This window comes from Tamlana sp. I1 (assembly GCF_015355625.1).
GTDB lineage: Bacteria > Bacteroidota > Bacteroidia > Flavobacteriales > Flavobacteriaceae > Pseudotamlana.
On the sequence record NZ_JACLAF010000001.1, the window covers coordinates 287,434 to 310,008 of the forward strand.

The following is a 22,575-nucleotide window of genomic DNA, read 5'->3' on the forward strand; positions in this document are numbered from 1 at the left end:
TAATATTAATGTTCGTCTTCTGGTAAAATGATATTCAAACGCTCTGTTTCTACTTTAGGCTGTTTTAAACGTAAAGCCAAAACACCTGCTATAATAAAAAATACGCCTCCAAACAATATGGCATTAATAGCACTATTATTTAACAGGTTTTTCACTATAGGCCCAAAGGTTACTGTTTGGATCCCCATTGGAATAACAATCATCATATTTAAAATTCCCATGTATACACCTCGTCTCTTTTGAGGAACAATTTTAGAAACCATGGAGTATGGTATACCCATCATAGCTGCCCAACCTATTCCAAATAAAATCATAGGTAAAATAACCAAGAATGGATCTTGGATATATGGAATGGTAAGCATGGCAATTCCTGTTAAAAACAAACTGAGAACATATACTTTTTTACCACCAAATTTTAATGCTAATGGCACCAAGGCCAATGCAAAAACAATTGTAGAAACATTATAGGTCGTATTCATTTTTGCTGCCTGACTTAATGCCTGGGATTTATCAAAACCCATACTTTCTTCAAACATGGGAGAAATAAATTGCCAATACACAAATAACGCATACCATTGAAAAAGATAAACACCCGACAGTTTCCACATAAATTTGGGCATATCCTTTATGGCATGAACAATTTCAATAAACGGTGTTTTAATCCTATCTGAAACCGGTAAAGCATTGTGTTTTTTAATATCTTCTAATTCTTCATTGGAAGGTGGTATTTCGGGTGTTTTTAAAACAGACCACAATATGGTCCCTATTGATAATACAGCTCCAATAAAAAAGGAATAATACAACCATTTTGGAATAGCACTTACAGCCTCTGTAACTGTTTCTACACCACCAAACCAATCTTGAAAAAGGAAAATAGAAGCATTGGCTAATACAATCCCAGCACCTACAAACAAACTTTGCATTTGATATCCAAAACTTAACTGCTTATTAGGTAATTTATCGCCCACAAAGGCACGGTAAGGCTCCATGGCCATATTATTACCAACATCTAAAATCCATAGCAATCCAACGGCAAACCATAGTGTTGGACTAAAAGGAAAAGCGAATAAACATAAACTACCAATTAGTGCTCCAATTAAAAAATAGGGTTTACGTCTTCCCCAACGAGGCGACCACGTTTTATCTGAAATAGCTCCTATTATGGGTTGAATGATTAAACCTGTAACAGGACCTGCAAGATTAAGTAGGGGTAAATCTTCGTGATGTGCTCCTAAAAATGAAAATATAGGGTTAACTGCTGTTTGTTGCAAACCAAAACTGAATTGAATTCCTAAGAATCCTACATTCATATTGAAAATCTGCCAGAAACTTAAGTTTGGTTTTTTTAACATCTTCGTGGTGTTTTTATTCAGTTAGTCCTTTAAGAAAAGTATCGAAATTACCATTATTCATTAATAGTTCACCCTTTTTTTCTACTACCGGAAGTGACAAATTATCTAAAGATATACCTGCATTTTGTAGTTTTAAAACCATTTCTCTTTGCTTTGAAAGGTTTACATCAACATCATAGTAAACAAAATCGATTTGTTTTTCCTTTAAATAAGCCTTAGTATCGATACAATAATGACAAGTATCACTGCCATAAATTATTAGCTTTGGTGATTTTTTATCTGTATTAGATATACTTAAAACTTGTTCTTGAGCTTGACTATAGCCACTACATGTTATGGCAATAATTATAACAATAGAATAAATTAAACGTTTCATATGGGCATATTTAAAATTGAGTGAAAAGAGTTGGAGTACAGCATAAGCTCCAACTCTTTAATTAAAAAACCAAACTAAACTTAATTTTTAAAACTTGTACTGTAATGATAGTGTAGAAGAACGCCCGCTAATTGATCTAGCTCTTACTAAACGATTAGATCCAAATGCGCCATCACCATTTCCCTCAACCTCTGTAATACCTACAGTATCAAAAAAATTATTTATACTTAAAACTAAAGAAAGTCCATCAGTTAAACCGGCACGACCAATTAAATTAAAGTATGCGTACCCTGGCATTACTAAATCATTATCATCTTGAGCATATGACTTTGTTGTGCCTAAAACACTTAAAGCCACGTTATGTTGTCTAGATTTACCAAAGTTATAAGATGGAGATACATTGTATATCAAATCGGCTTGCCTTCTTGGGGTGTTTCCTTTATTATCACCTCCATTAATTTCTGCTTTAGTCCAAGTTAAGGAACCATTAAAAGAGAAGTGCTCTCCAAAAGACAGAGCTGTTTCCGCCTCTAAACCTATAGCTTTAAATGGGTTTCCTACTTCACGATTTAATTCGTTACTCAGTCCTTCATCAGTGTTACTCATAAACCCTGTTAGATTAAGCACCCCGTTATTTAATTTTTTCTTGTATCCAACTTCAAGTTGAGAAAGCTCATCAAATTGCACATCTCCTTTGCCATCTAAACCATAATTATTTCTATCTGCAGCTCTACCTGAAGCACCTGAACTATATCTAGCAAAAACAGCTGCACCTTGATTAAATTTATAGTTAAGTCCTAAAGAATAAGAAATAAAGTTATAATTATCGTTTACAATTTGACCATCTGCACCTGTAATAATTGGCACAACTTCTTCAATACCTTCAATAGTTCCGTTTCCGTTATAATCGAAATTATCTTGTGTAGTAGGACCTGCTGCAATGTTACCTGTAACTTTAACATTTTCAAAACGAACACTACCATCAAAATTCAATTTATCAGTAATATCAGCGTCAACACCAATATAAGGCGAATTCACATTATGTACTGTATTGTATTTACGTTGACAACAATTACCCCATACAGGTGTGCCATAGGAAAATTGCCCATTTCTTGAAAAACCATCAAAATCTGCTAATCTTGCTTGTCCGCCACCTTTTACCTCAGAAAGAAAAGAGTTCCATTGCCAACCAATTTTAGTGTTTTGCGTCGCAGTAAATATACCCGCTGTAACTCCAATGTTATCATTTATTTTTTTGCTTATTTTTACATCTCCAAAAAAGTTACTTAAATCTTCAATTGAAACATCAAACATGTGAATAATTTGAGCTAATCCATTTGACGGATTAAAAGCCTCCCTATCTCCATTAGTATACACTAAAGCTCCTGTAGCATTAGAAGCATCTCTTGCTGTGATTTCTATTTCTGAAACTGTTCCAACCACAGCTGAAAAAGGCGCAACCCATTCTCCACTATTATTAGAATATCTCGCTTTACCGCTTATTTTCCAGTCTTTTGGTAAACTAAAAGAAAACTCAGTCCCTAATGCCTTTGATACTGGATTATTACCATTTCTAACATCATTTACATGTCTTTCTCCTGTAAATGGAGAAGTGCCTGCACTTTGTTGTAAATAAGCAGATTGTAATGCATCTGTAGTTATATCAAAACCTGATAAGTTAGAATAGGTTGGATTTGAATTGTCTCCTTCTAACAACATAGGCATTGGTAAATACATTACAGATTTGTCATTTAAAAACTTAGCGTAAACCCTAACATATCCAGCTTCAAATCGCTTTGTAAGATTAGCTTTAAATTGCCCTCCTTTATTTCCTTCGTAACCAATTTCTCTAGGCCCTTCACCTGTTCTCATAAAGCCACCTAAGTGATAAGAAAATCCATTACCTAATGGTGAACCATATTCAAAATCTAATCTACTTGTTTGATAATCTAAACCAAACGTAGTTGCTATAGACCCACCTTCTGTTGTACCTGTTTTACTAATCATATTAATAATACCTGCTGGCCCATTAGAAGTTTGGGTTGATGCAGAACCACCCCTAATGGCCTCAACGCGTCCAACATTAGAATCTATACGTAAAAAATTATCTGGGTTTCCAAAAGAGGTGTCACCAAATAAATTTAATGGCAACCCATCTTCTTGAATTTGAAAATATCTTGACCCACCAGAAGAAATAGGCACACCACGAACGTTAAAGTTCGCATTACCTTCCCCTCCTGAAGATTCAGCGCGAATACCAGGTATATTTCTAAAAAGTTCTCCGGAACTTCTTGGAGAAGCTTGCTCTATAAGTTTAACATCCATTGTAGAAACAGAAACACTTGATTCTATCTTAGATTTAGGATTTACTACACCGGTTACAACAATTTCGTCTAAAGATTCTGCATCTTCAGTCATTGTAATATTTAGAGTAATATCAGCATCCTGCATAGTCACACTCTGAGAAGATTTTGCATACCCTAAATAGGTTGCAGACAACGTATAGGTTCCATTTTCTACACTACTAATAGAATAGTTTCCATCAAAATCAGAAACAGATCCTTTAGTAGTTCCGTCTAAAACAATGTTTACTCCACCTAATGGCATACCTGTTTGGTCTTTAACAGTTCCAGAAATCGTTGATTGTGCAAAAATTGTCGATACTGAAAACAACATTAGGAATAAACTCCATGTAAATTTTTTTGATTTCATTATGTCTTAAATTTAATTAGTTAATAAAAATTTAGCTATTATGTGATGCAATTTACATTTAAAGGCTACTAAAATTAAGATATTGATAACGAAATCGTTTTCGAAATAACCGAAAACGATTTCGTTTTTGATTTTTTAGTATATTTAATTTATTCAAATTGAAAAAAATAATGAAACCCGTAACCTTAAAACAAATTGCAGAACAATTAAAAATCTCTGTTACAACTGTTTCTAAAGCCCTGAAAGATTATCCTGATGTTAGCCCTAAAACAAAAGCTTTAGTTAAAGAATTGGCAAAAACACTAAACTACAAGCCCAATACTTTTGCGGTAAACCTTAGAACTAAAGAATCCAAAACGATAGGTTTAATAATTCCAGTAATTGTTCATCATTTTTTTTCCAATGTCATAAGAGGTATTGTTTCTCAAGCTGAAAAAAAAGGTTATTTAGTTATCATTCTTCAATCTAATGAATCGTATGAACTTGAAAAAAAACAAATAGACTTATTAATGAGCCAACGCGTTGATGGTATTTTAATATCACTCGCCAATGGCACTGCAAACTTTAGCCATCTCAATGATGTTATTGCCCAGGATAAACCATTAGTAATGTTCGATAAAATTGCAAAAATTGTTAAATGCTCCAAAATTATAATCGACGATAGAAAAGCAGCATATATGGCAACCCAGCATTTAATAGATACAGGCTGTAAACGTATTGCCCATTTTAGAGGTGCGCTTTTGCCTCAAAACTCTATAGATAGATTTCTTGGATACAAAAAAGCATTGATTGATAATAACATGCATTACGATCCATCATTAGTATACATCTGCGAATGTGACGATATGAGTTTTGAAGAAGGTAAAAAAAACGCACAACAACTATTAAAAGACCACAAAGATGTAGATGGTATTTTTATAAATACCGACTTGGTTGCCATTGGAGCTTTGACAGAATTTAATGCACAAGGTGTAAAAGTACCTGAAGATATCTCTATCGTTGGATTTAGCAATTGGTTTATGTCTTCTGTTATTTCGCCAACGTTAACCACCATTGACCAACCAGGATTTGAAATGGGAAAAGCAGCATTTAAACAACTCTATAAAGAAATGAAGGCTGTTAAAAAAAACAAACCTATTGACTATAAGGAAATTGTATTAGAAACTGCATTAGTAAAGAGGGAATCTACACGATAATGTTATTTTTGGTGTTTTTTAAAAGCTTCTATTTTGTAACCTCTAACCAATTTTAAACGGTCAAAATGTAATTCTTTAGTGTATAATTCATGTGCTTCATCAGCAGTTAAAAATTCTCGTTCAAGAAATTAAAAATATAAATATAAAATACTGATAATAAATGTTTTAGTTTCTATTGTCATCCTTTATTAAGTTTTAGTAGTGGATTGTAATACAAAGAAGGCCGGAAAAAAAGCATAATTCTCGTCAATGTAAAACTTACTCTTAAATGAGTCACCGAATTGGTCTCGATTGAGTTTTTTATATGATATTACACAAAATGAAAAACCCTGTAAATCATGTGATTACAGGGTTTTTGTTGGGTTTTAATACCCGAAAAGTGGAGCCGGAGAGAATCGAACTCTCGTCCAAACAAGTAACCAAAGGGCTTTCTACACGTTTATTCTTTTCTTGTTTTTTCGATTGCAAGCTGGTTAAAGACAACCCACTTACAACTTAGCTTCTTTAGTTTCGTAAAAGCATCAAAGCGCTGCTTAAACTATATTGACATTTACGATGCCTCAAAATGGAACGCCGTCAATCAAGGCTTTCCGGAGACATAAAGCTTTCCCGCCTTGCGGGACTAGGCCAATTCTACTATAATTCGAATTATGCAGCTAAAGCGTAGTTATTCTCGCCGTTTAAAATTTGGTCTAGCCTTTTACGTGTTTCAATGCCATTACACGACGTGCTTACCGTTCAATTAATCTCGCTGTCAAAACCAGTCGACCCCATTATTAATGAAATAGTAAAATTCTAATTTATCTAATCGAATTAATCCCGAATATGTTTGTGCTGATTTTAGTTCAGTATTTCGGGAACTCATCAATTAAATATTTTTTTCACTTCTATTAATTTCGATTTTTTTTGTCGAAATTGTATCAAGAAGTGGGCGTTACCCTAAAAAGGGTCAGGCTTTCGGCAGTCGCTTTTTTTGAGAAAAACAAAAAAGAGCTCCAACAATGCCTCAATCCTTAACGCGGCCTGCAAAGTTACCAAAAAACTTTGTATACCACTTCAAAACCTTTAAATTTAGTTCAAAACTTATGCCAATTCATTTTTAAAGCAAAACAAATCAACGTTTTCAAGAATAAACAACCAAAAACCAATAGCCAAAAACCAACAACCAAATGAAATTCGCCCTCATAAAAGAACGTAAAATTCCAGCAGACCCCCGAGTGGTATTTTCACCTTCAAAATTAGTGGAGGCAAAAAAAAGGTTTCCCAAAGCGATTTTTAGAGTAGAATCATCAGCAGTTCGTGTATTTCCAGACGAGGCTTATAGTGCATTAGGGTTCGAGGTAACTACTAATGTTTCCGATTGTGATGTGTTTATAGGCATTAAAGAAGTTCCCATCCAAGCCTTAATTCCAAATAAAAAATACATTTTCTTTTCACATACCATAAAAAAGCAACCCCATAATCGTGCTTTATTACAAGCCATAATCGAAAAAAACATCACCCTTTACGATCATGAAACCATGGTAAACCAAAACGGAAAACGCTTAATAGGTTTTGGTAAATATGCAGGCATTGTTGGGGTTTATAATGGATTTAGAACTTGGGGGTTAAAATATAATACCTGGCAACTGCCCAAAGCAAGTACATTATTAAATCAAGAAGCTTTATTAAACGCGTTAAAAAGCATTAAACTTCCAAACCTAAAAATTCTATTAACAGGAAACGGTAAAGTTGCCCATGCAGCAAAAAACATGTTGGATGCCATGGAGATTAGGGAGGTTTTGGTTAACGAGTATGTAAACGGTAGCTTCAACGAAAGTGTGTATTGTAAAATTCATGTATCAGATTATAATAAGCACAAAGGCCAAAAGCCATTCAGCAGTCAAGATTTTTATAAAAATCCAGAAAATTACGAGTCCAATTTTATGCGATTCGCTAAAGTAACCGATTTTTTTATTACAGGTCATTTTTATGCAGAAGGCGCTCCGTATTTGTATACGAAAGCCGATGTGAAGTCTGAAGATTTCAATATTAAAGTGGTTGCCGATATTAGCTGCGATGTTGCAGGGCCAATTGCAACAACCATTAGAGCTTCAGATATTATAAATCCTATTTATGGTTACGATAAACAAACCGGAGCCGAAACCAATTTTAAAGCTAAAAACGCCATAGCGGTCATGGCGGTAAATAATTTGCCTTGCGAAATTCCACAAGATGCCAGCGAAGGTTTTGGCGATATGTTTTTAGAACACATCATGCCTGCTTTTTTTAATCAGGATGCTAATGGTATTTTAGAACGTGCAAAAATTACCGAAAACGGAAAATTAACTAAGCGTTTTGCCTATTTACAAGCTTATGTAGATGGAAAAATACATTAGTTTTTTTGTTTTGTAATTAGTGAGTTTTATATTGTTTAGTAAGATTTTTGTTATTTTTTGTCATATATTTGTTACAGTATTTAAGGATACTGAATTGTTATATATCAAGTTTTGAGGATTAATTTTGCTTGAGGGATGTGATTTTTTAACCTTTTGGAGGTATATCGAATAGTGAATTACAATACATTATATTAACCTTTTTAAAAATTAATTTATGAAAAAAATTACTCTAAGTTTTCAACTCTGTATACTGTTTTTTGCTCAGTTGATTAGTGCGCAGGTTTCAAATTATCCTTACATTCAAAATTTTGATAGTTTTGTAGATTGTATAGATACCTGTGGGGAGCCTTGTGCTCTAAAAGAATCTTGGACCAATGTTTATACCGATCAAGATGAATGGATAACAAATAAAGCAGCCACCCCAACAGCAGATACAGGACCAACTGTTGACCATACTTTAGGAACCCAATTGGGTACATATCTTTATGTGGAAACTTCAGATCCGTGCCATCTAGTTAGTACAACTTCACACCTTTTGTCACCTGTTTTTGATCTCACATCACCATCTTTAACTCTTTCCGAGATGTCGTTCTGGTATCATATGATGGGAGTTGATATGGGAGATTTAACCGTAGATATTTCAACAGATGGCGGAGCGAACTGGGTTAACTTGGTTCCTCCATTTACAGATAATGTAGATATTTGGCAAGAAAAGGTTGTTGATATTTCGGCATATACTAATGAAGCTTCGGTGCAATTTAGATTTGATTATACTACTTCGGTTACTGGTTATCATGCAGATGTAGCTATTGACGACTTCTCTATTGGAGATATTACACTAGGGCTTGATTCGTTAAACTCAGATTTGAATTCGGTTACATTATACCCTAATCCAGCAAAGAAAGAGATATATTTAAGTAACCCTAAGTCTCTTAATCTATATAGTATTGAGATTTATGATTTTAATGGGCGTTTAGTAACGGTACAGGATTTAAAAGGCATGGGCGTTCAAAAACGTGTAGATATTTCAAAATTAGCGACTTCTGTTTATTTAGTGGTTATTGAAGGCGAAGAAGGTCGAATTACTCATAAGTTGATTAAGTAGTCTTTATATTAAGAATATTAAAAACCCTTTCTGTGATGTCATAGAAAGGGTTTTGTTTTTAATAGAAATTCCAAAATACTAGAAATTTAGAGAAAAAATTATTCCAAATAATGCTATATAAGCTAAAAATAATAGCTTTGCTTTTTTAGACTACCAAATTGGAACTTAAATCTATGACAAAAACGGCATTGATAACAGGAGCGGCATCAGGATTAGGCTACGAATTAGCGCTACTATTAGCCAAAGATCAATACAAATTAATTTTAGTAGATGTTAATGCCGAGAGTTTAGCAAAAGCTCAAGCAGAAATTACTCAAACCTATAACGTTCAAGTTATTGCTTTAGCTAAAGATTTAAGCCTGCCTAATATCTCCCAAGAAATTATGGACGATATTGACAACGCTCCAATCGATGTTTTAATAAACAATGCTGGTTTTGGGTTGTTTGGTTCGTTTGCTAACACCAATTGGGAACGCGAACTCGCCATGCTACACGTACATATTATTACCACAACACATTTAACCAAGTTGGTTTTAAAAGGCATGGTTAAACGCGGTTCTGGTAAAATTTTAAATATGTCGTCTTTGGCAGCTTTTCAACCAGGACCTTTAATGTCTATTTATTATGCTTCAAAAGGCTATATGCTCTCGTTTTCAGAGGCAATAGCAAACGAACTTAAAGGCACAGGAATTACCGTAACGGCATTATGCCCTGGACCAACAAAAACATCTTTTCAAGAAACGGTTTCTAAAAATACCACCGCCAACAAAATCAAATTTAATACGGCCTGCGCTAAAGAAGTTGCACTTTACGGTTATAAAGCCATGTTAAATGGAAAAACCTATGCAATTCCTGGAGGTTTTAATAAGTTTTTAGCAACAATTCCGCGTTTTATTACACGTAATGCAGCCACTAACATTGTTAGAAAAATACAGGCCAAAAATAGAAACGATTAAAATATTTAATCGAAATTCCCAAATCTGCCTAAAAAAGCGTTTTTAGGTTTTTTACAAACCAACCAAACCCCAAAAATCATGAAATTTCCACTTTTAGCATGCTTCGTTTTAGTATTATTGTTTAACTGTTCAAGTTCCGACGATTCCAGTTCAGGAAGCTCCATTTCTAATCAAAATTTAACAGGAACTGTAGAAGGTGAATCTTTTACTTTTGTTGCCGGTAAAGCTTTTGAAACCTCATTCAATAATGAAGATTTATATTCGGTTAACCTTACTAATGAAGTTGTTGGTTGTGAAGACTATGTTTTAGACTACGGACTTAAAATTAGTGCCACCGTACCAAAATCAGTTGGTGTTTATAACGATATTAATATTGTAACACAAAACGGAAATAATACCCCTGTAAATAATTTAAACCGTACCGTTGAAATTACTGCTGTAAGTGATACAGAAATCTCTGGAAAAATGAAACTTAACAAAGAGGAAAGTCCTGTTTCAGAAGAAAGTATTTTTGAAGGAGCGTTTACCGTTGCTATTTGCGATTAACTAAATTCTAAACTACCCCCAAAAGTAATCGCGCCCTACAATAAAGACTTGCTTTGATCTGCTTTTGGCTGTGTTAATTGCTTTTCTAATATCAGGCTATTAAAAATCTTCTTTTTAGCTGGGTATAGATTTTTTAAACTCACAATCAATACATAAAACAGTTAGTATGCCTAGCGTATAAGCAACTAAATCTGAAACATTAAATGTACTGCCTAATATAATTTTTATAAGGTTATTGTGTTGTAAATTAAGTGCTTGTAAGATATTGATAAGTTGTAGGAATTCTATAAAAAATGCAAATACCAATACAGAAATGGCTATTTTAAAGTCATATCCCTTTATAAAACTTTTAAAAAAGTAATACAGTAAAATAACAACTAAATAGTCGCCAAACGTGTGGCGTATAAATCCTGTTTTTATAAAGGTTGCGATTCCTACTTCTATTAAAAATAGGAGTATGGTGATTATGATATATGTTTTATTAAGGCTAAATGACATGAGAATAAGTTGTTTATTTAATATTTAACGGTTATAACAATATAAAAGTAATAGCACGCGATTGGAATATTTAGAAGCATAATCCCACATGTTTTTAATAATTCTACGCGGTGTTTATTATTAGCTATAAGTGCTATCAGGCTTATAATAAATACCATTAAGTTAAATGGTATGGCTATTAAAACATATTGAAATCCGATGTCTTCTATGAGGTTCGAATGGTCAAAATATAGGAACAAGGAAAGTATTGTTGTTCCTATGATAAAACTTAAAATAGCTGTAGTTTTTCCTAAGTATATGAGGTTTTTCATTGGGAGTTACTGTTTGCGTTAATGATTGTAGCGGCATCCTTTTTTGTGCTTAGTTTAAAATTTTAAATTATTTCGAACTTAGATCTGGGTCACTTATTTGATGTGATACTGAAACAAGTTCAGCACAAGAAAGATATAGCGGAAAGCATGACCCCCGATTTTTCTCGGGGGTAACGCCCAAATTGATTATCCGTTATTCCAATCAATACGTCTTGAAACGTACATAACACTTGCTAAAATTAGGAATAGACCAATGCTTCCTACAAGTAACGCGTAGTTTTCTAACTGAATGATAACATATATAAAGGTGTATAAAGCGGCTAAACTAACACTTATGAACAGTGGAAACTTATAGGTTTTTAAAATGGATTTAGCATATAACGTAATGAGTACAATTACCGAAGTGCCTGCGATAAGGTAGGCCTTTAAAAAGTTGCTGTGTTCTGATATGGAGACTAATAATGTGTAGAACATGGTTAGTGCAACTCCTATCATTAAATATTGAAAGGGGTGTATATTTATATTGCTTAAGGTTTGTATTAAAAAGAATATCAAAAAGGTTAGCCCAATAACCAGAAAACCATATTTAGCGGAGCGTTCACTTTTTTGATATTCATCAACCATAACCATAAATTTAGTGCCAAAGGCAAATTGTTTTAAATTTGGGATGTTTTTTAAATGCTGTTGTGAAAATGCTCGGTTTATATGAAGTACCTTCCAGTCTGCCTTAAAGCCATCTTTAGAAATTTGTTTGGTTTCATCGTTAGGGAGGTAGTTACCTATAAAACTGGGGTCGGCCCAGTTGGAAACCATTTGCATTTGTGTTGTTTTTCCAATTGGAATGAGTTGTATTTGTTTACTACCATTAAAAGTTATTGAAAAACTAAATTCTGTATTGTTATTCTGTAAATAATTTTCTTGATTTATATAATTCGATTCTAAAACGTCTAAATTGGTGTTTTTTCTTTCGTTTAGATTGGTTTCAAAGTTGTAGGTTTTGTTATTAAATTTTAATTGTATTTCGCTTTTAATGCCTTTTAAGTTGGAGGTTTCAATAATTACAGAGGCTTTATTCCAAATAATATCTTCGGGCTTAATGCCTTTGGACTCTAAATTAATGGGTGTATAATGTCCTGTAAAGTCCATTTTTGACGTAAAAACTGCCGACTCGAAATTGCCACGATTTAATGTTTTTGAATTTACGTTAACTGAAGTATTAAGTTTTTCAGGGAAAATATAAGCGTGTTTTATATGGGTTTGTGTTTCCTTGAAATAGGTTTTAGTTTTTTCATTGTATGTTTTAGTCTCGGTATAGGTTTTATAGGGCAGTTTAAGAATAGGACCGTATACCAAAACGTTGTTCCCCCATTTTTCGTTGATTTCATTAACCACATCTTTTTGTCTATAGGCTCTTTCTTCTATTAAATTTTTGATATATGATAAGGGAATTAATAGAATTATAACAAGGAAGCCTACCATAAGCATTCTTGCAGTAGCTGAATATTTTAACCAATTTCCAAATTTGTTGTTTTGAGATGTGTTTTCGGGTGTTTCCATAATTGTAAAATGTAAAGTACTTTGAAATTCAAAGTAAGTTGATAAATTTTTTTGTTATTGTTTATTTATTAATTTTTCAAGCGCTTCAATATGTTTTTTAAATGCCATGCTGCCTAGTTCGGTGGTAGAGTAACGGGTGTTTGGCTTTCTACCAATAAATTGTTTTTCCACTTTGATATAATCTGCTTTTTCTAAAGCTTTGGTGTGACTTGCAAGATTACCATCTGTGGCTTCTAATAATTCTTTCAGCATATTAAAATCGGCATACTCATTAACCATTAAAATTGACATGATGCCCAATCTAATTCTATGATCGAATACTTTATTTATGTTGGTTATTATGCTCATTTTTATGTTTTCGGTCTGAAGCTAGGGTGTTTACTGCTAGGTTTCGTGTTTTGGGCTTTAGATGAAATTAATTTTTATCATATTTAAAATGCATCCATGTGCCGTAAATTATATGGGCTACTCCAAAACCTAATATCCACAACCAGAAACCGTAACCAGGTAGTAATGCTGCGATTAGCCCTAAAATGATTTCGGTAAAACCTAAATATCTTATATTTCCAATACTATATTTTGAGGCATTAATTAGCGCTAAACCATAAAAAATAAGCATGAGTCCACCGGTATGCCCGTATTTTCCTTGCCCTAAAATAATTAAAATATAAAGTCCGCCTGCTAATAATGGAATTATAAAGTTTATGACTAATCTTTTTGAGGTATTATCCCAGATTTTTACACCGTTTCTTTTTGCTTTTTTTGTAGTAAGATATATCCCTGTAATAATGCTTAAAAAAGCAATTAAGAATAAATCAAGCATGGCCAAAGTAAATATTCTCCCATCAAGAATTAAATAGTCATTTCCTGAATTGTCAACTAACCAATATGCGATGGCGCCACCAATTAAAGCGTAAATACCAGCCATGATACCTGATAAACCACTTAGTGAAATAAAGCGAGAAGACTTATTCATTAAGTCTTTAATCTCACTTATGTTTTTTAGATAATCTTTTGATTCCATATTAAAGTACTTTGAATTGCAAAGTAAATAAAATGTTTTGATATAAACATTATTATTTTTTAATAAGTTAATAAAAATGGAGTGTGATTTTTATAAATACTTCAAATATAGTGTGTTTTAAGGAGGAAGGGCATTATGTGAATTAGTTGGGATTTTGAAATCAGTTATAATAATAAGTTCTCTAAACTTGATTGTTTTTTTTAACTAAATTCTAAAAATACCCCCAAAAGCAATTACACGCTGTATGTAAAAAAAGTGCTGCGAGGCACTTTCGGCTGTGTTGCTTGTGGTTCTTATGTCGGGCATATTAATAAAACCACCTTTTAAATCCAATTGCATAAAAAAGTATTTAAAAAAGGTGAAGTTAAGTCCGGCGTGAGCCGAAAATCCGTAACCTGCTACATGAAATTCATCATAGCGCTCCTTTTCTAGTAGTGTTGTATTGGTTTTAGGGTATAAGGCACCTCCAGCTAAACCTTCGGTGATATTAATTTGAAATTTATCGGTGTTTCTTATGTTGAAGAGTTTAGAAATATCATCATATCTAGCAAATTCAGCATAAACATAATTTAAACCGTTGGTGTGTTCAAACTTTAAAAAGTCTTCAGAAATAAAAACAGCTTCATTGCTATAAGTGCCATTAAATGCACTTCCTAGCTCGGTGTCTGGTAAGTTAATATAACCATCAACAGTTCGGGTTCTATTTCGGTACATTACATATTTCATATGGTCTACACCTATTGATACGGTGTAATTATCAGAAATAAAATAACCAACTTTAGCGTTGGTTTGCGGAATGGTTAATCGAACCGGATTTATATAGTCGATGTGCCAACCTTTGGGTTTGTCTTTAGCCGTAACATCCTTTATGGTGAAGTTGTAATCTTCACCTTTAAAAGTAATATCGGATTTGGAAAATGATTCTCGATTTCCTCCCCAGCTAAAAAATATCTTTCCCTTATTAGAGGCTGTGTATTTAATAGGCTTGGTATCTTGGCCAAATGTGTGCAATGAAAGCACTAAGAAGGCAAAGCCTAATAAGGGTTTATATGTCATGTAAAGGTTGTGAAGTTACAGGCTGTTTATGGTTTTTCTAATGGCTACTAAATTTGTTAAAAGTCCTTCTAAATTATTCAAATGAAGCATGTTGGCCCCATCGCTTTTAGCATTTTCAGGGTCGAAATGGGTTTCAATAAATAAACCATCAACGTTATTAACAATACCTGCGCGCGCAATGGTTTCTATCATATCGGGTCTGCCGCCTGTAACCCCAGCCGATTGATTAGGTTGTTGTAAAGAATGTGTAACATCTAAAACTGTTGGTGCAAATTTGCGCATGGTAGGAATCCCTCTAAAATCTACAATCATATCTTGGTAACCAAACATGGTGCCTCTATCGGTTATCCATGCTTTATTACTGCCAGCATCTTTTACTTTTTGCACGGCGTGTTTCATGGCTTCCGGACTCATAAATTGTCCTTTTTTCAAATTTACCACTTTGCCTGTTTTTGCAGCTGCAACTACCAAATCGGTTTGACGTACTAAAAAAGCTGGAATTTGTAAAACATCTACATATTCCGCAGCCATAGCAGCATCAGATATTTCATGAATATCAGTAACGGTAGGGACATCAAAAGTATCGGAAACTTTTTTAAGAATTTTTAATGCTTTTTCATCACCAATGCCTGTAAAACTATCAATTCTACTGCGGTTTGCTTTCTTAAAACTGCCCTTAAAAACATAAGGTATTTCTAATTTATTTGTGATGTTTATTACTTTTTCGGCAATTCTTAGTGCCATGTCTTCGCTTTCAATAGCGCATGGGCCACATAATAAAAAGAAATTATTAGAATTGAGATGTTTTATCTTAGGAACTTCGTTAAGGTTCATGTTGCTTAAAATTTAAGCTGCAAAGTTACGTATTAAATATGTCTCTTTAAACTATTTCTTATAATCCATAATGCCATTATGAAACTACCAAAAATAAACACGCCACCATTAATCCAGAGTGGTTCTAAGTGTTGTGAAACAGGTATAATTTTTAAAGCATTAGATATAAAAGCCAAAATTAAATATGAGGAAATGCAAACAAAAGTAATACCAAGAGTGAAATTTAATTTTTTGTTTGGCTTGATAATTTGCCATAAAAAAGGAATACCAAATAGTAAAATAGGGTAGGCAGAAAGGCCGTTTTCTCTATTAACCATAGTAAACCAATATGCGGTAATGGCAATAAAATAAAGGTAAGGGATGAGTTTTGTGTAATTGTGAGAGAGTTTCATAGCTATTAATTTTTTTTAAACACTTTTAGAATGTTTAAATTCTGTTCTTTTTCAATGTAACGTTGAAATTACAGTAAAAGTTTTTTCTATTTTCCATTATAACATATAATTAACTAAATTATAGTTTAAGTGTTAAAATATAGCGTACCTTTGCATGCTCAAAATAAGGCACTATTATGGCTAATATTAAAAACATTGCAATTATTGCACACGTAGATCATGGTAAAACTACGTTAGTTGATAAGATCATGTATCATTGTCAACTCTTTCGTGAAAACGAAAATACAGGTGATTTAATTCTTGATAACAACGATTTAGAACGTGAAAGAGGAATTACAATTACTTCTAAAAACGTTTCCGTAATTTATAAGGACACAAAAATTAATATTATTGATACACCAGGTCACGCCGATTTCGGAGGTGAGGTAGAACGTGTTTTAAACATGGCCGATGGTGTTCTTTTATTAGTTGATGCCTTTGAAGGACCAATGCCACAAACACGATTTGTACTTCAAAAAGCAATCGATTTAGGTTTAAAACCTTGTGTGGTTGTAAATAAAGTGGATAAAGAAAACTGTACGCCAGAGGAAGTACATGAAAAAGTTTTCGACTTAATGTTCGAATTAGGTGCCGAAGAATGGCAATTAGATTTTCCAACCGTTTATGGTTCTGCAAAGAACAACTGGATGAGCGACGATTGGCAAAAGCAAACTGAAAACATCGAACCATTATTAGATATGGTTATCGAACATATTCCTGCTCCAAAAATTCCTGAAGGGAATACACAAATGTTAATTACATCTTTAGACTTTTCTTCATTTACAGGAAGAATTGCTATTGGTCGTTTAACACGTGGCGGACTTAAAGTAGGACAAAATATTTCTTTAGTGAAACGCGACGGAAGTATTGTGAAAAATAAAATTAAAGAACTTCATGTTTTTGAAGGTTTAGGCCGTATAAAAGTAGACGAAGTTCAAACGGGTGATATTTGTGCGATTGTAGGATTAGAAGGTTTTGAGATTGGTGATACTGTTGCCGATTTTGAAAATCCAGAAGGTCTAAAAACAATTGCTATCGATGAGCCTACCATGAGTATGTTGTTTACAATTAACGATTCGCCTTTCTTTGGGAAAGATGGAAAGTTTGTAACATCGCGCCATATTAAAGACCGTTTAACAAAAGAACTTGAAAAAAACTTAGCCTTACGTGTTAATGAAACCGATAGTGCTGATAAATTTTTAGTTTTTGGTCGTGGTGTACTGCATTTATCAGTATTAATTGAAACCATGCGTCGTGAAGGTTACGAGCTTCAAATTGGTCAGCCACAAGTAATCATCAAAGAAATTGATGGTGTTAAATGTGAGCCTGTTGAAGAGATGACTATTGATTTGCCAGAAAATGTTTCGGGTAAAGCAGTAGAAATGGTTACCATGCGTAAAGGTGAAATGTTAAGTATGGAAGCTAAAGGTGAGCGTATGGTTTGCGAATTTTTAATTCCTTCAAGAGGAATTATTGGTTTAAGAAACCAATTACTTACAGCAACGGCTGGTGAAGCTATTATGGCACACCGTTTTAAAGAATACCAACCATTAAAAGGTGGTATTCCAGAACGTCAAAATGGTTCGTTAGTATCTATGGAAAAAGGTCAAGCAATTCCTTATTCTATTGATAAATTACAAGATAGAGGTAAGTTTTTCGTAGATCCAGGGGAAGATATTTATGAAGGTCAAGTTATTGGCGAAAATTCTCGTGGTGATGATATGACGGTTAACGTAACAAAAACTAAAAAGTTAAGTAACGTACGTTCTTCTGGAGCCGATGATAAAGCTAAAATTGTTCCTGCAATTAAATTTTCATTAGAAGAAGCTTTAGAGTATATCCAGAAAGATGAATATGTAGAGGTAACACCAAACTTTTTACGTCTGCGTAAAATTTATCTAACAGAGGTAGAGCGTAAAAGAAATAAATCTATGTAAGATGACGTTTTTAGGAATTTTATGGGTAGAATGGCTTGGTTATTTAGCTATGGCTATTGTTTTAATTTCCTTTTTAATGAAATCTTTAAATAAATTACGAATAGTAAATACCATTGGGTGTTTACTATTCGTGTTTTATGGCGTGGCGTTAAGTCCGTATTCACTTCCTATCATCATTACAAACTCAGCTATTGCGTGCATTAATGTATATTATTTACTTTTTAAAAAAGTATAGTTTGCTTTTTTTTTAAAATGATGTAAATCATCATGAATTTAAAAGCAGTGCATTAATTTAAATGATTTTGTATATTTGGTTTTATAGATGTTGATTAAAAACAAAAAGCTTTGTTTTTAATGGTAAAATAAATGAGGGTGTATTTTATCTAAAAGTCAATTAAACAACCAAACCAACATATTAATTGAAGAAATTAATAGACTTTATTAGGAGCAAGATTTTAAAAAAAGTAGCTTCTTTACAAATTGTCGCTGTATTAACTAGAATATTTGCAGGGCTGTTAACTTCTAAAGCTATTGCTGTTTTTATTGGTGCTGAAGGTCTAGCATTAATAGGTAATTTGCGAAATTTTGTAATTGCTTCTCAAACGGTTGCTTCTCTTGGCTTTTACAAAGGCATTGTAAAATATGTAGCCGAGGTAAAAGAAAGTACCTTAGAACTTAGTAAAGTCATCTCCTCGGTTTTCTACGCTGGGTTTATATCAACAGTACTCGTTTGTTTTTTCTGTTATTTTAAAGCCGAATGGATTAACGATCTTATTTTTCCAACTTACAATGATTACGCTTATGTAATTCGCATTTTTGCCATAGCACTGCCTTTCTATATTTTGAATATGTTTTCATTCTCGATAATGAACGGTTTTTCAAAGTATAAAATACTAATTGTAATTAATATTATTGGTCAGATTTTAGGGGTTTCTATCGCCTTAATTTTAATCTACCAAAACAAGATTGACGGGGCTTTAATAGCCGCGGTTATCACCGAAGCCTTAATATTTTTAATCACTTTAGTAGGTATTATTAATAGGCGTAGCTTAATGCCGTTAATAAAGGCAAGCACCTGTAGTTTTGGCTTTCTTAAAAAAATGAGTTTTTATTCGTTAATGGCGTTTTTTACGGCGGTTTTGTTACCACTTGTTACACTTTCTATTCGCTCCTATATTATTGAACACATAGGCTATAAGTATGCTGGTTTTTGGGAAGCGATGACACGAATTTCTAAGTATTACCTCATGTTTATTAGCGCTTTAATAGCCTTGTATTTATTGCCGCGTTTTTCAGAAATTAAAGATAATGCGATTTTTAAGAGAGAAGTTTTTACGTTTTATAAAATCATAATCCCTATACTTAGTGTTGGCCTTTTGCTAATTTATCTGTTACGAAAGTATATTGTTTTACTGGTTTTTTCTGAGGAGTTTCAACCCGTAGAAGATTTGTTTTTATGGCAACTGTTAGGCGATTTTATTAAAGTATTATCTATTGTTATTGCTTACCAGTTTCTAGCCAAAAAAATGTTTTGGCACTATGTTTTAACCGAAACTTTTTTAGTTATTACACTGTATACCACAAGCATCTATTTTATAGATTTATTTGATGGCATTCAGGGAGCTGTAATCGCACATTTTGTGAGTTATATAATGTATTTTGGCATTATTTTACTCACCTTTGGAGGGACTCTTTTTGGGGTGGAGGTTAGTGATAAAACGAATTTAAAGATTTAAAGGGAGATGGAAATGAATAACGAGATGCTTTGAAATAAAATACTTATTGAAGTGGTTTATAAATAACATTCCATGATTATTGAAGTATATGGAATATAAAAATAAGAATGGTCTATTGTACTTAATGTTTTAGAAAAACTAGTTTCAGTCAATTGTTCATAGTCCTTTTGATTTCTAATAAATTGTCCTCTATCTTTATCTAAAAAATACTTGGCTATCTTATTCTGATTTTTCACATAAACACCATCAAAGGAAACAAATTTTCCGCCGGGCTTCAAAGCTTTTTTTGTTATATTAAATAAGTTGATGCATTGATTGTCATCTAGGTGATGTAATACACCTGCAGCAATTACAATATCGAAAGTTTGCGAAGTTCCTAAAATAAAATCATCTACACTTTTGCAAATAAAATGGCCTTTGCTGCCGTATTTTTTTTTAGCTTGCTCGATGTAACTTTTATCTAAATCTATACCTGTGTATTCCACTTTTGGTAAAAAATCTAAAATATAACCAGGGCCACAACCAATGTCTAAAATTCGTTGACCAGTTTTGGCATTAACATTGTTTTTTACAAATAGTTGTCTTGCTCTATAGCCTCCCACCAGTTTCTGATACGTATTATAAATAATGGGATGTTTTAAAATAGCTCTTGCGTCCAATTTCTTAAGTGAATAATTGTTAGATTTCTAGCTGTAAAATTACTGGAATTAACTGTAAGATAATAGTATCTTTGGTTTTTCTTTTAACATTTATGTCAGAACAATTAAGCTATTATAATTTAAATTTCTTCGAATCTAAACAATTTGTATACATTAGTTTTTTAGTAATTATTGCTTTACAGGCATTGCTTATGTTTCAGGGTTTCGATGTTTGTGATGATGGTTTTGTACTTACATTTTATCAGCAAATATATCATAATCCTTCCACTGTGGAGTATAGCTTTGTGTATTGGTTTTCGGGTGTTATAGGTGGTATTTGGTACGAGCTGTATCCCAACGGAGGTATTTTGTGGTTTAAGATTTTTACTGTAATTATTAATACGTTAACCTTTGTTGTAGCTTATCATGTTTTTAAACCATTTGTATCCAAGTTTATTATTGTTTTAGGCTTATTTATGGCTCTATTTGCTAATGATTATGGGTTTTTAGTTTATTATCATAACCATATAACAGCATTACTAGCAGTAACTAGTGTTTACTTTTTATTAAAAGGTTTAACTAAAAATAGTTTGGTGTTAATATTAATTTCGGGATTTATAATCGGAGTTAATGTATTTTCAAGAATACCGAATCTCACTTTGTTTGTTTTTATTCTAGGTATTCCATTTTATTATTTCATATCAAATAAGGTTTTACACGAAGCTATTAAGCCATCTTTATATTTTATCTTAGGTATTATTTTAGGTTTTGGTTTTATAACTGGACTATTGTTGATTTTAGGACAGTTTGAAATTATGGTAAAAGCGATTTCTAGTCTGTTTGACTTAGGAGCAGCTAAAGACAGCTCTCATAACATAAGAGGGTTGATACTAGTTTATTTACGCGGGTACAAGACTTTGTTGGATGTGATGGGGCAACTTTCAATAATAACCATTTTGTTTTTACTTTTTTCTAGTTGTTTTAAAAAAAACTTATGGCTTAGAATGTTTTTTTTAGTTTTATTATTTTGCTATACTTTTTTGTGGTTTAAAAGTGGTGAAATTTATCCTATTTATGCTTTGAGTTATACAGGAACAATATTGATTTTGTTTACAAATCAAAGTTCAGGGGTAAAAACTTTGGCTTTTTTAGGAGGGCTTATGTTAACTTTTTTACCTCTGGGAAGTGGCGGTGCTATACATAGCAGTGGTTACATGTGTATTTGGTTGTCAATGCCGTTTTTCTTTACTTTTTTGTTTAATTTAAAAAACACTACTATTAATTTAAACAGACATGTTGCTTCTAGAAAAATAGTTTTATCAGAAAAAGGGTTTAAAAGATTTGTATTATTTATTTCAATAGCATTTCTATTTTCAAAGGGGTTTAATATTTCACAGCAAGCCTATTTTGACAATGGGAGCCGATTCGATAAAACATATACCATTAATAGTAAATTAGCCAAAGGGGTTTATACAACGGAAAGAAGAGCTGAAATAATTAATAATTTGTTGGTTAATTTGAAAGAATACGTAAAGCCTAATGATTATTTATTAGCTTATGATAAAATACCGATGATTAATTTTTTAACAGAAACTAGACCGTATATGTATAATTCATGGGTTTGGATTTATGATAGTCATACTTTTGAAAACAAGCTGAAACAGGCAGAAAAGGAAATTGAGGTATACCCAATTGTTGTAGCTCAAAAGTTTGAAACTATATTGGATTTTTCCAAACCGATACCTAATTATTTAGATTCAAATTTAACCAATACCCATGGAGTAATTAATGCCTATGACGGCAGAAAAAATGAATTTTTAAAAACCTTTTTAATTGATAATGATTACGAAATCGTTTGGAGTAACGCGTATTTTAATATTTATAAAACAGCAAGAATACATGAATAATTAGTTTAACTTTTTATATTGTGGT

At 32.6% G+C, this 22,575-nt stretch carries 20 protein-coding genes and 1 other RNA gene; 9 read left to right on the plus strand and 12 right to left on the minus strand.

The genetic code is table 11. The features are described from left to right. Positions 1-5: 5 nt before the first annotated feature. The 3 genes from H6X70_RS01155 to H6X70_RS01165 form a co-directional block, all read right to left on the minus strand. On the minus strand, positions 6-1,352 hold the full coding sequence (locus H6X70_RS01155; RefSeq protein ID WP_194765838.1) for an MFS transporter: 1,347 nt from the start codon (positions 1,350-1,352) through the stop codon (positions 6-8). Positions 1,353-1,365: 13 nt separating this feature from the next. After that, positions 1,366-1,728, minus strand: a complete 363-nt coding sequence (locus H6X70_RS01160) for a glutaredoxin family protein (protein ID WP_194765839.1) — start codon at positions 1,726-1,728, stop codon at positions 1,366-1,368. A gap of 87 nt (positions 1,729-1,815) precedes the next feature. Beyond that, positions 1,816-4,440, minus strand: coding sequence for a TonB-dependent receptor (locus H6X70_RS01165; RefSeq protein ID WP_194765840.1), 2,625 nt, complete (start codon positions 4,438-4,440; stop codon positions 1,816-1,818). 170 nt (positions 4,441-4,610) lie between these two features. On the opposite strand from H6X70_RS01165, the gene H6X70_RS01170 reads away from it, so the two are divergent. Next, a complete protein-coding gene (locus H6X70_RS01170; protein ID WP_194765841.1) occupies positions 4,611-5,636 on the plus strand; it encodes a LacI family DNA-binding transcriptional regulator in 1,026 nt (341 codons plus the stop codon). A 377-nt stretch (positions 5,637-6,013) separates the two neighbouring features. Here H6X70_RS01170 and ssrA read toward each other — a convergent pair. Beyond that, positions 6,014-6,408, minus strand: a transfer-messenger RNA (tmRNA) gene (gene ssrA, locus H6X70_RS01175). A 397-nt stretch (positions 6,409-6,805) separates the two neighbouring features. Here ssrA and H6X70_RS01180 point away from each other — a divergent pair. From H6X70_RS01180 to H6X70_RS01195, 4 genes are all read left to right on the plus strand, one after another. After that, a complete protein-coding gene (locus H6X70_RS01180) occupies positions 6,806-8,014 on the plus strand; it encodes an NAD(P)-dependent oxidoreductase (protein ID WP_194765842.1) in 1,209 nt (402 codons plus the stop codon). Positions 8,015-8,228: 214 nt separating this feature from the next. Further along, positions 8,229-9,119, plus strand: coding sequence for a T9SS type A sorting domain-containing protein (locus tag H6X70_RS01185; RefSeq protein WP_194765843.1), 891 nt, complete (start codon positions 8,229-8,231; stop codon positions 9,117-9,119). A 173-nt stretch (positions 9,120-9,292) separates the two neighbouring features. Beyond that, positions 9,293-10,075 carry an SDR family NAD(P)-dependent oxidoreductase gene (locus H6X70_RS01190; RefSeq protein WP_194765844.1) on the plus strand — a complete coding sequence of 261 codons (783 nt, stop codon included), beginning with the start codon at positions 9,293-9,295 and terminating at the stop codon, positions 10,073-10,075. A gap of 78 nt (positions 10,076-10,153) precedes the next feature. Next, positions 10,154-10,621, plus strand: a complete 468-nt coding sequence (locus tag H6X70_RS01195; RefSeq protein WP_194765845.1) for a hypothetical protein — start codon at positions 10,154-10,156, stop codon at positions 10,619-10,621. A gap of 114 nt (positions 10,622-10,735) precedes the next feature. Here the strand turns inward: H6X70_RS01195 and H6X70_RS01200 are convergent, their stop codons facing one another. From H6X70_RS01200 to H6X70_RS01230, 7 genes are all read right to left on the minus strand, one after another. Beyond that, complete coding sequence (locus H6X70_RS01200) at positions 10,736-11,119, minus strand: DUF2809 domain-containing protein (RefSeq protein ID WP_194765846.1); 384 nt, start codon at positions 11,117-11,119, stop codon at positions 10,736-10,738. 497 nt (positions 11,120-11,616) lie between these two features. Next, positions 11,617-12,987, minus strand: a complete 1,371-nt coding sequence (creD, locus tag H6X70_RS01205) for a cell envelope integrity protein CreD (RefSeq protein WP_194765847.1) — start codon at positions 12,985-12,987, stop codon at positions 11,617-11,619. Positions 12,988-13,041: 54 nt separating this feature from the next. Beyond that, positions 13,042-13,335 (minus strand): winged helix-turn-helix domain-containing protein, encoded by a 294-nt coding sequence (locus H6X70_RS01210; RefSeq protein WP_067148881.1) that lies wholly within the window; start codon positions 13,333-13,335, stop codon positions 13,042-13,044. Between the two features lie 67 nt (positions 13,336-13,402). Next, positions 13,403-14,011, minus strand: a complete 609-nt coding sequence (locus tag H6X70_RS01215; RefSeq protein WP_194765848.1) for a hypothetical protein — start codon at positions 14,009-14,011, stop codon at positions 13,403-13,405. A gap of 204 nt (positions 14,012-14,215) precedes the next feature. Further along, positions 14,216-15,067 (minus strand): hypothetical protein, encoded by an 852-nt coding sequence (locus tag H6X70_RS01220; protein WP_194765849.1) that lies wholly within the window; start codon positions 15,065-15,067, stop codon positions 14,216-14,218. A 15-nt stretch (positions 15,068-15,082) separates the two neighbouring features. Continuing rightward, entirely contained in the window at positions 15,083-15,901 is an 819-nt protein-coding gene (kdsA, locus tag H6X70_RS01225; RefSeq protein WP_194765850.1) for a 3-deoxy-8-phosphooctulonate synthase, read from the minus strand. Between the two features lie 32 nt (positions 15,902-15,933). After that, positions 15,934-16,293, minus strand: coding sequence for a hypothetical protein (locus tag H6X70_RS01230; protein ID WP_194765851.1), 360 nt, complete (start codon positions 16,291-16,293; stop codon positions 15,934-15,936). 176 nt (positions 16,294-16,469) lie between these two features. Between H6X70_RS01230 and typA the strand changes: the two genes are divergently transcribed. The 3 genes from typA to H6X70_RS01245 all read left to right on the plus strand — a co-directional run bounded on the left by typA (position 16,470) and on the right by H6X70_RS01245 (position 20,005). Then, positions 16,470-18,269: a translational GTPase TypA gene (gene typA, locus H6X70_RS01235; protein WP_194765852.1), complete on the plus strand. Its 1,800-nt coding sequence runs from the start codon at positions 16,470-16,472 to the stop codon at positions 18,267-18,269. 1 nt (position 18,270) lies between these two features. Next, positions 18,271-18,504 carry a uroporphyrinogen decarboxylase gene (locus H6X70_RS01240; RefSeq protein WP_194765853.1) on the plus strand — a complete coding sequence of 78 codons (234 nt, stop codon included), beginning with the start codon at positions 18,271-18,273 and terminating at the stop codon, positions 18,502-18,504. 184 nt (positions 18,505-18,688) lie between these two features. Beyond that, entirely contained in the window at positions 18,689-20,005 is a 1,317-nt protein-coding gene (locus H6X70_RS01245; protein ID WP_194765854.1) for an O-antigen translocase, read from the plus strand. A gap of 56 nt (positions 20,006-20,061) precedes the next feature. Here H6X70_RS01245 and H6X70_RS01250 read toward each other — a convergent pair whose 3' ends face one another. Next, positions 20,062-20,664 carry a class I SAM-dependent methyltransferase gene (locus H6X70_RS01250; protein ID WP_194765855.1) on the minus strand — a complete coding sequence of 201 codons (603 nt, stop codon included), beginning with the start codon at positions 20,662-20,664 and terminating at the stop codon, positions 20,062-20,064. 572 nt (positions 20,665-21,236) lie between these two features. Between H6X70_RS01250 and H6X70_RS01255 the strand changes: the two genes are divergently transcribed. Continuing rightward, entirely contained in the window at positions 21,237-22,550 is a 1,314-nt protein-coding gene (locus H6X70_RS01255; RefSeq protein ID WP_194765856.1) for a hypothetical protein, read from the plus strand. Positions 22,551-22,575: the final 25 nt, after the last annotated feature.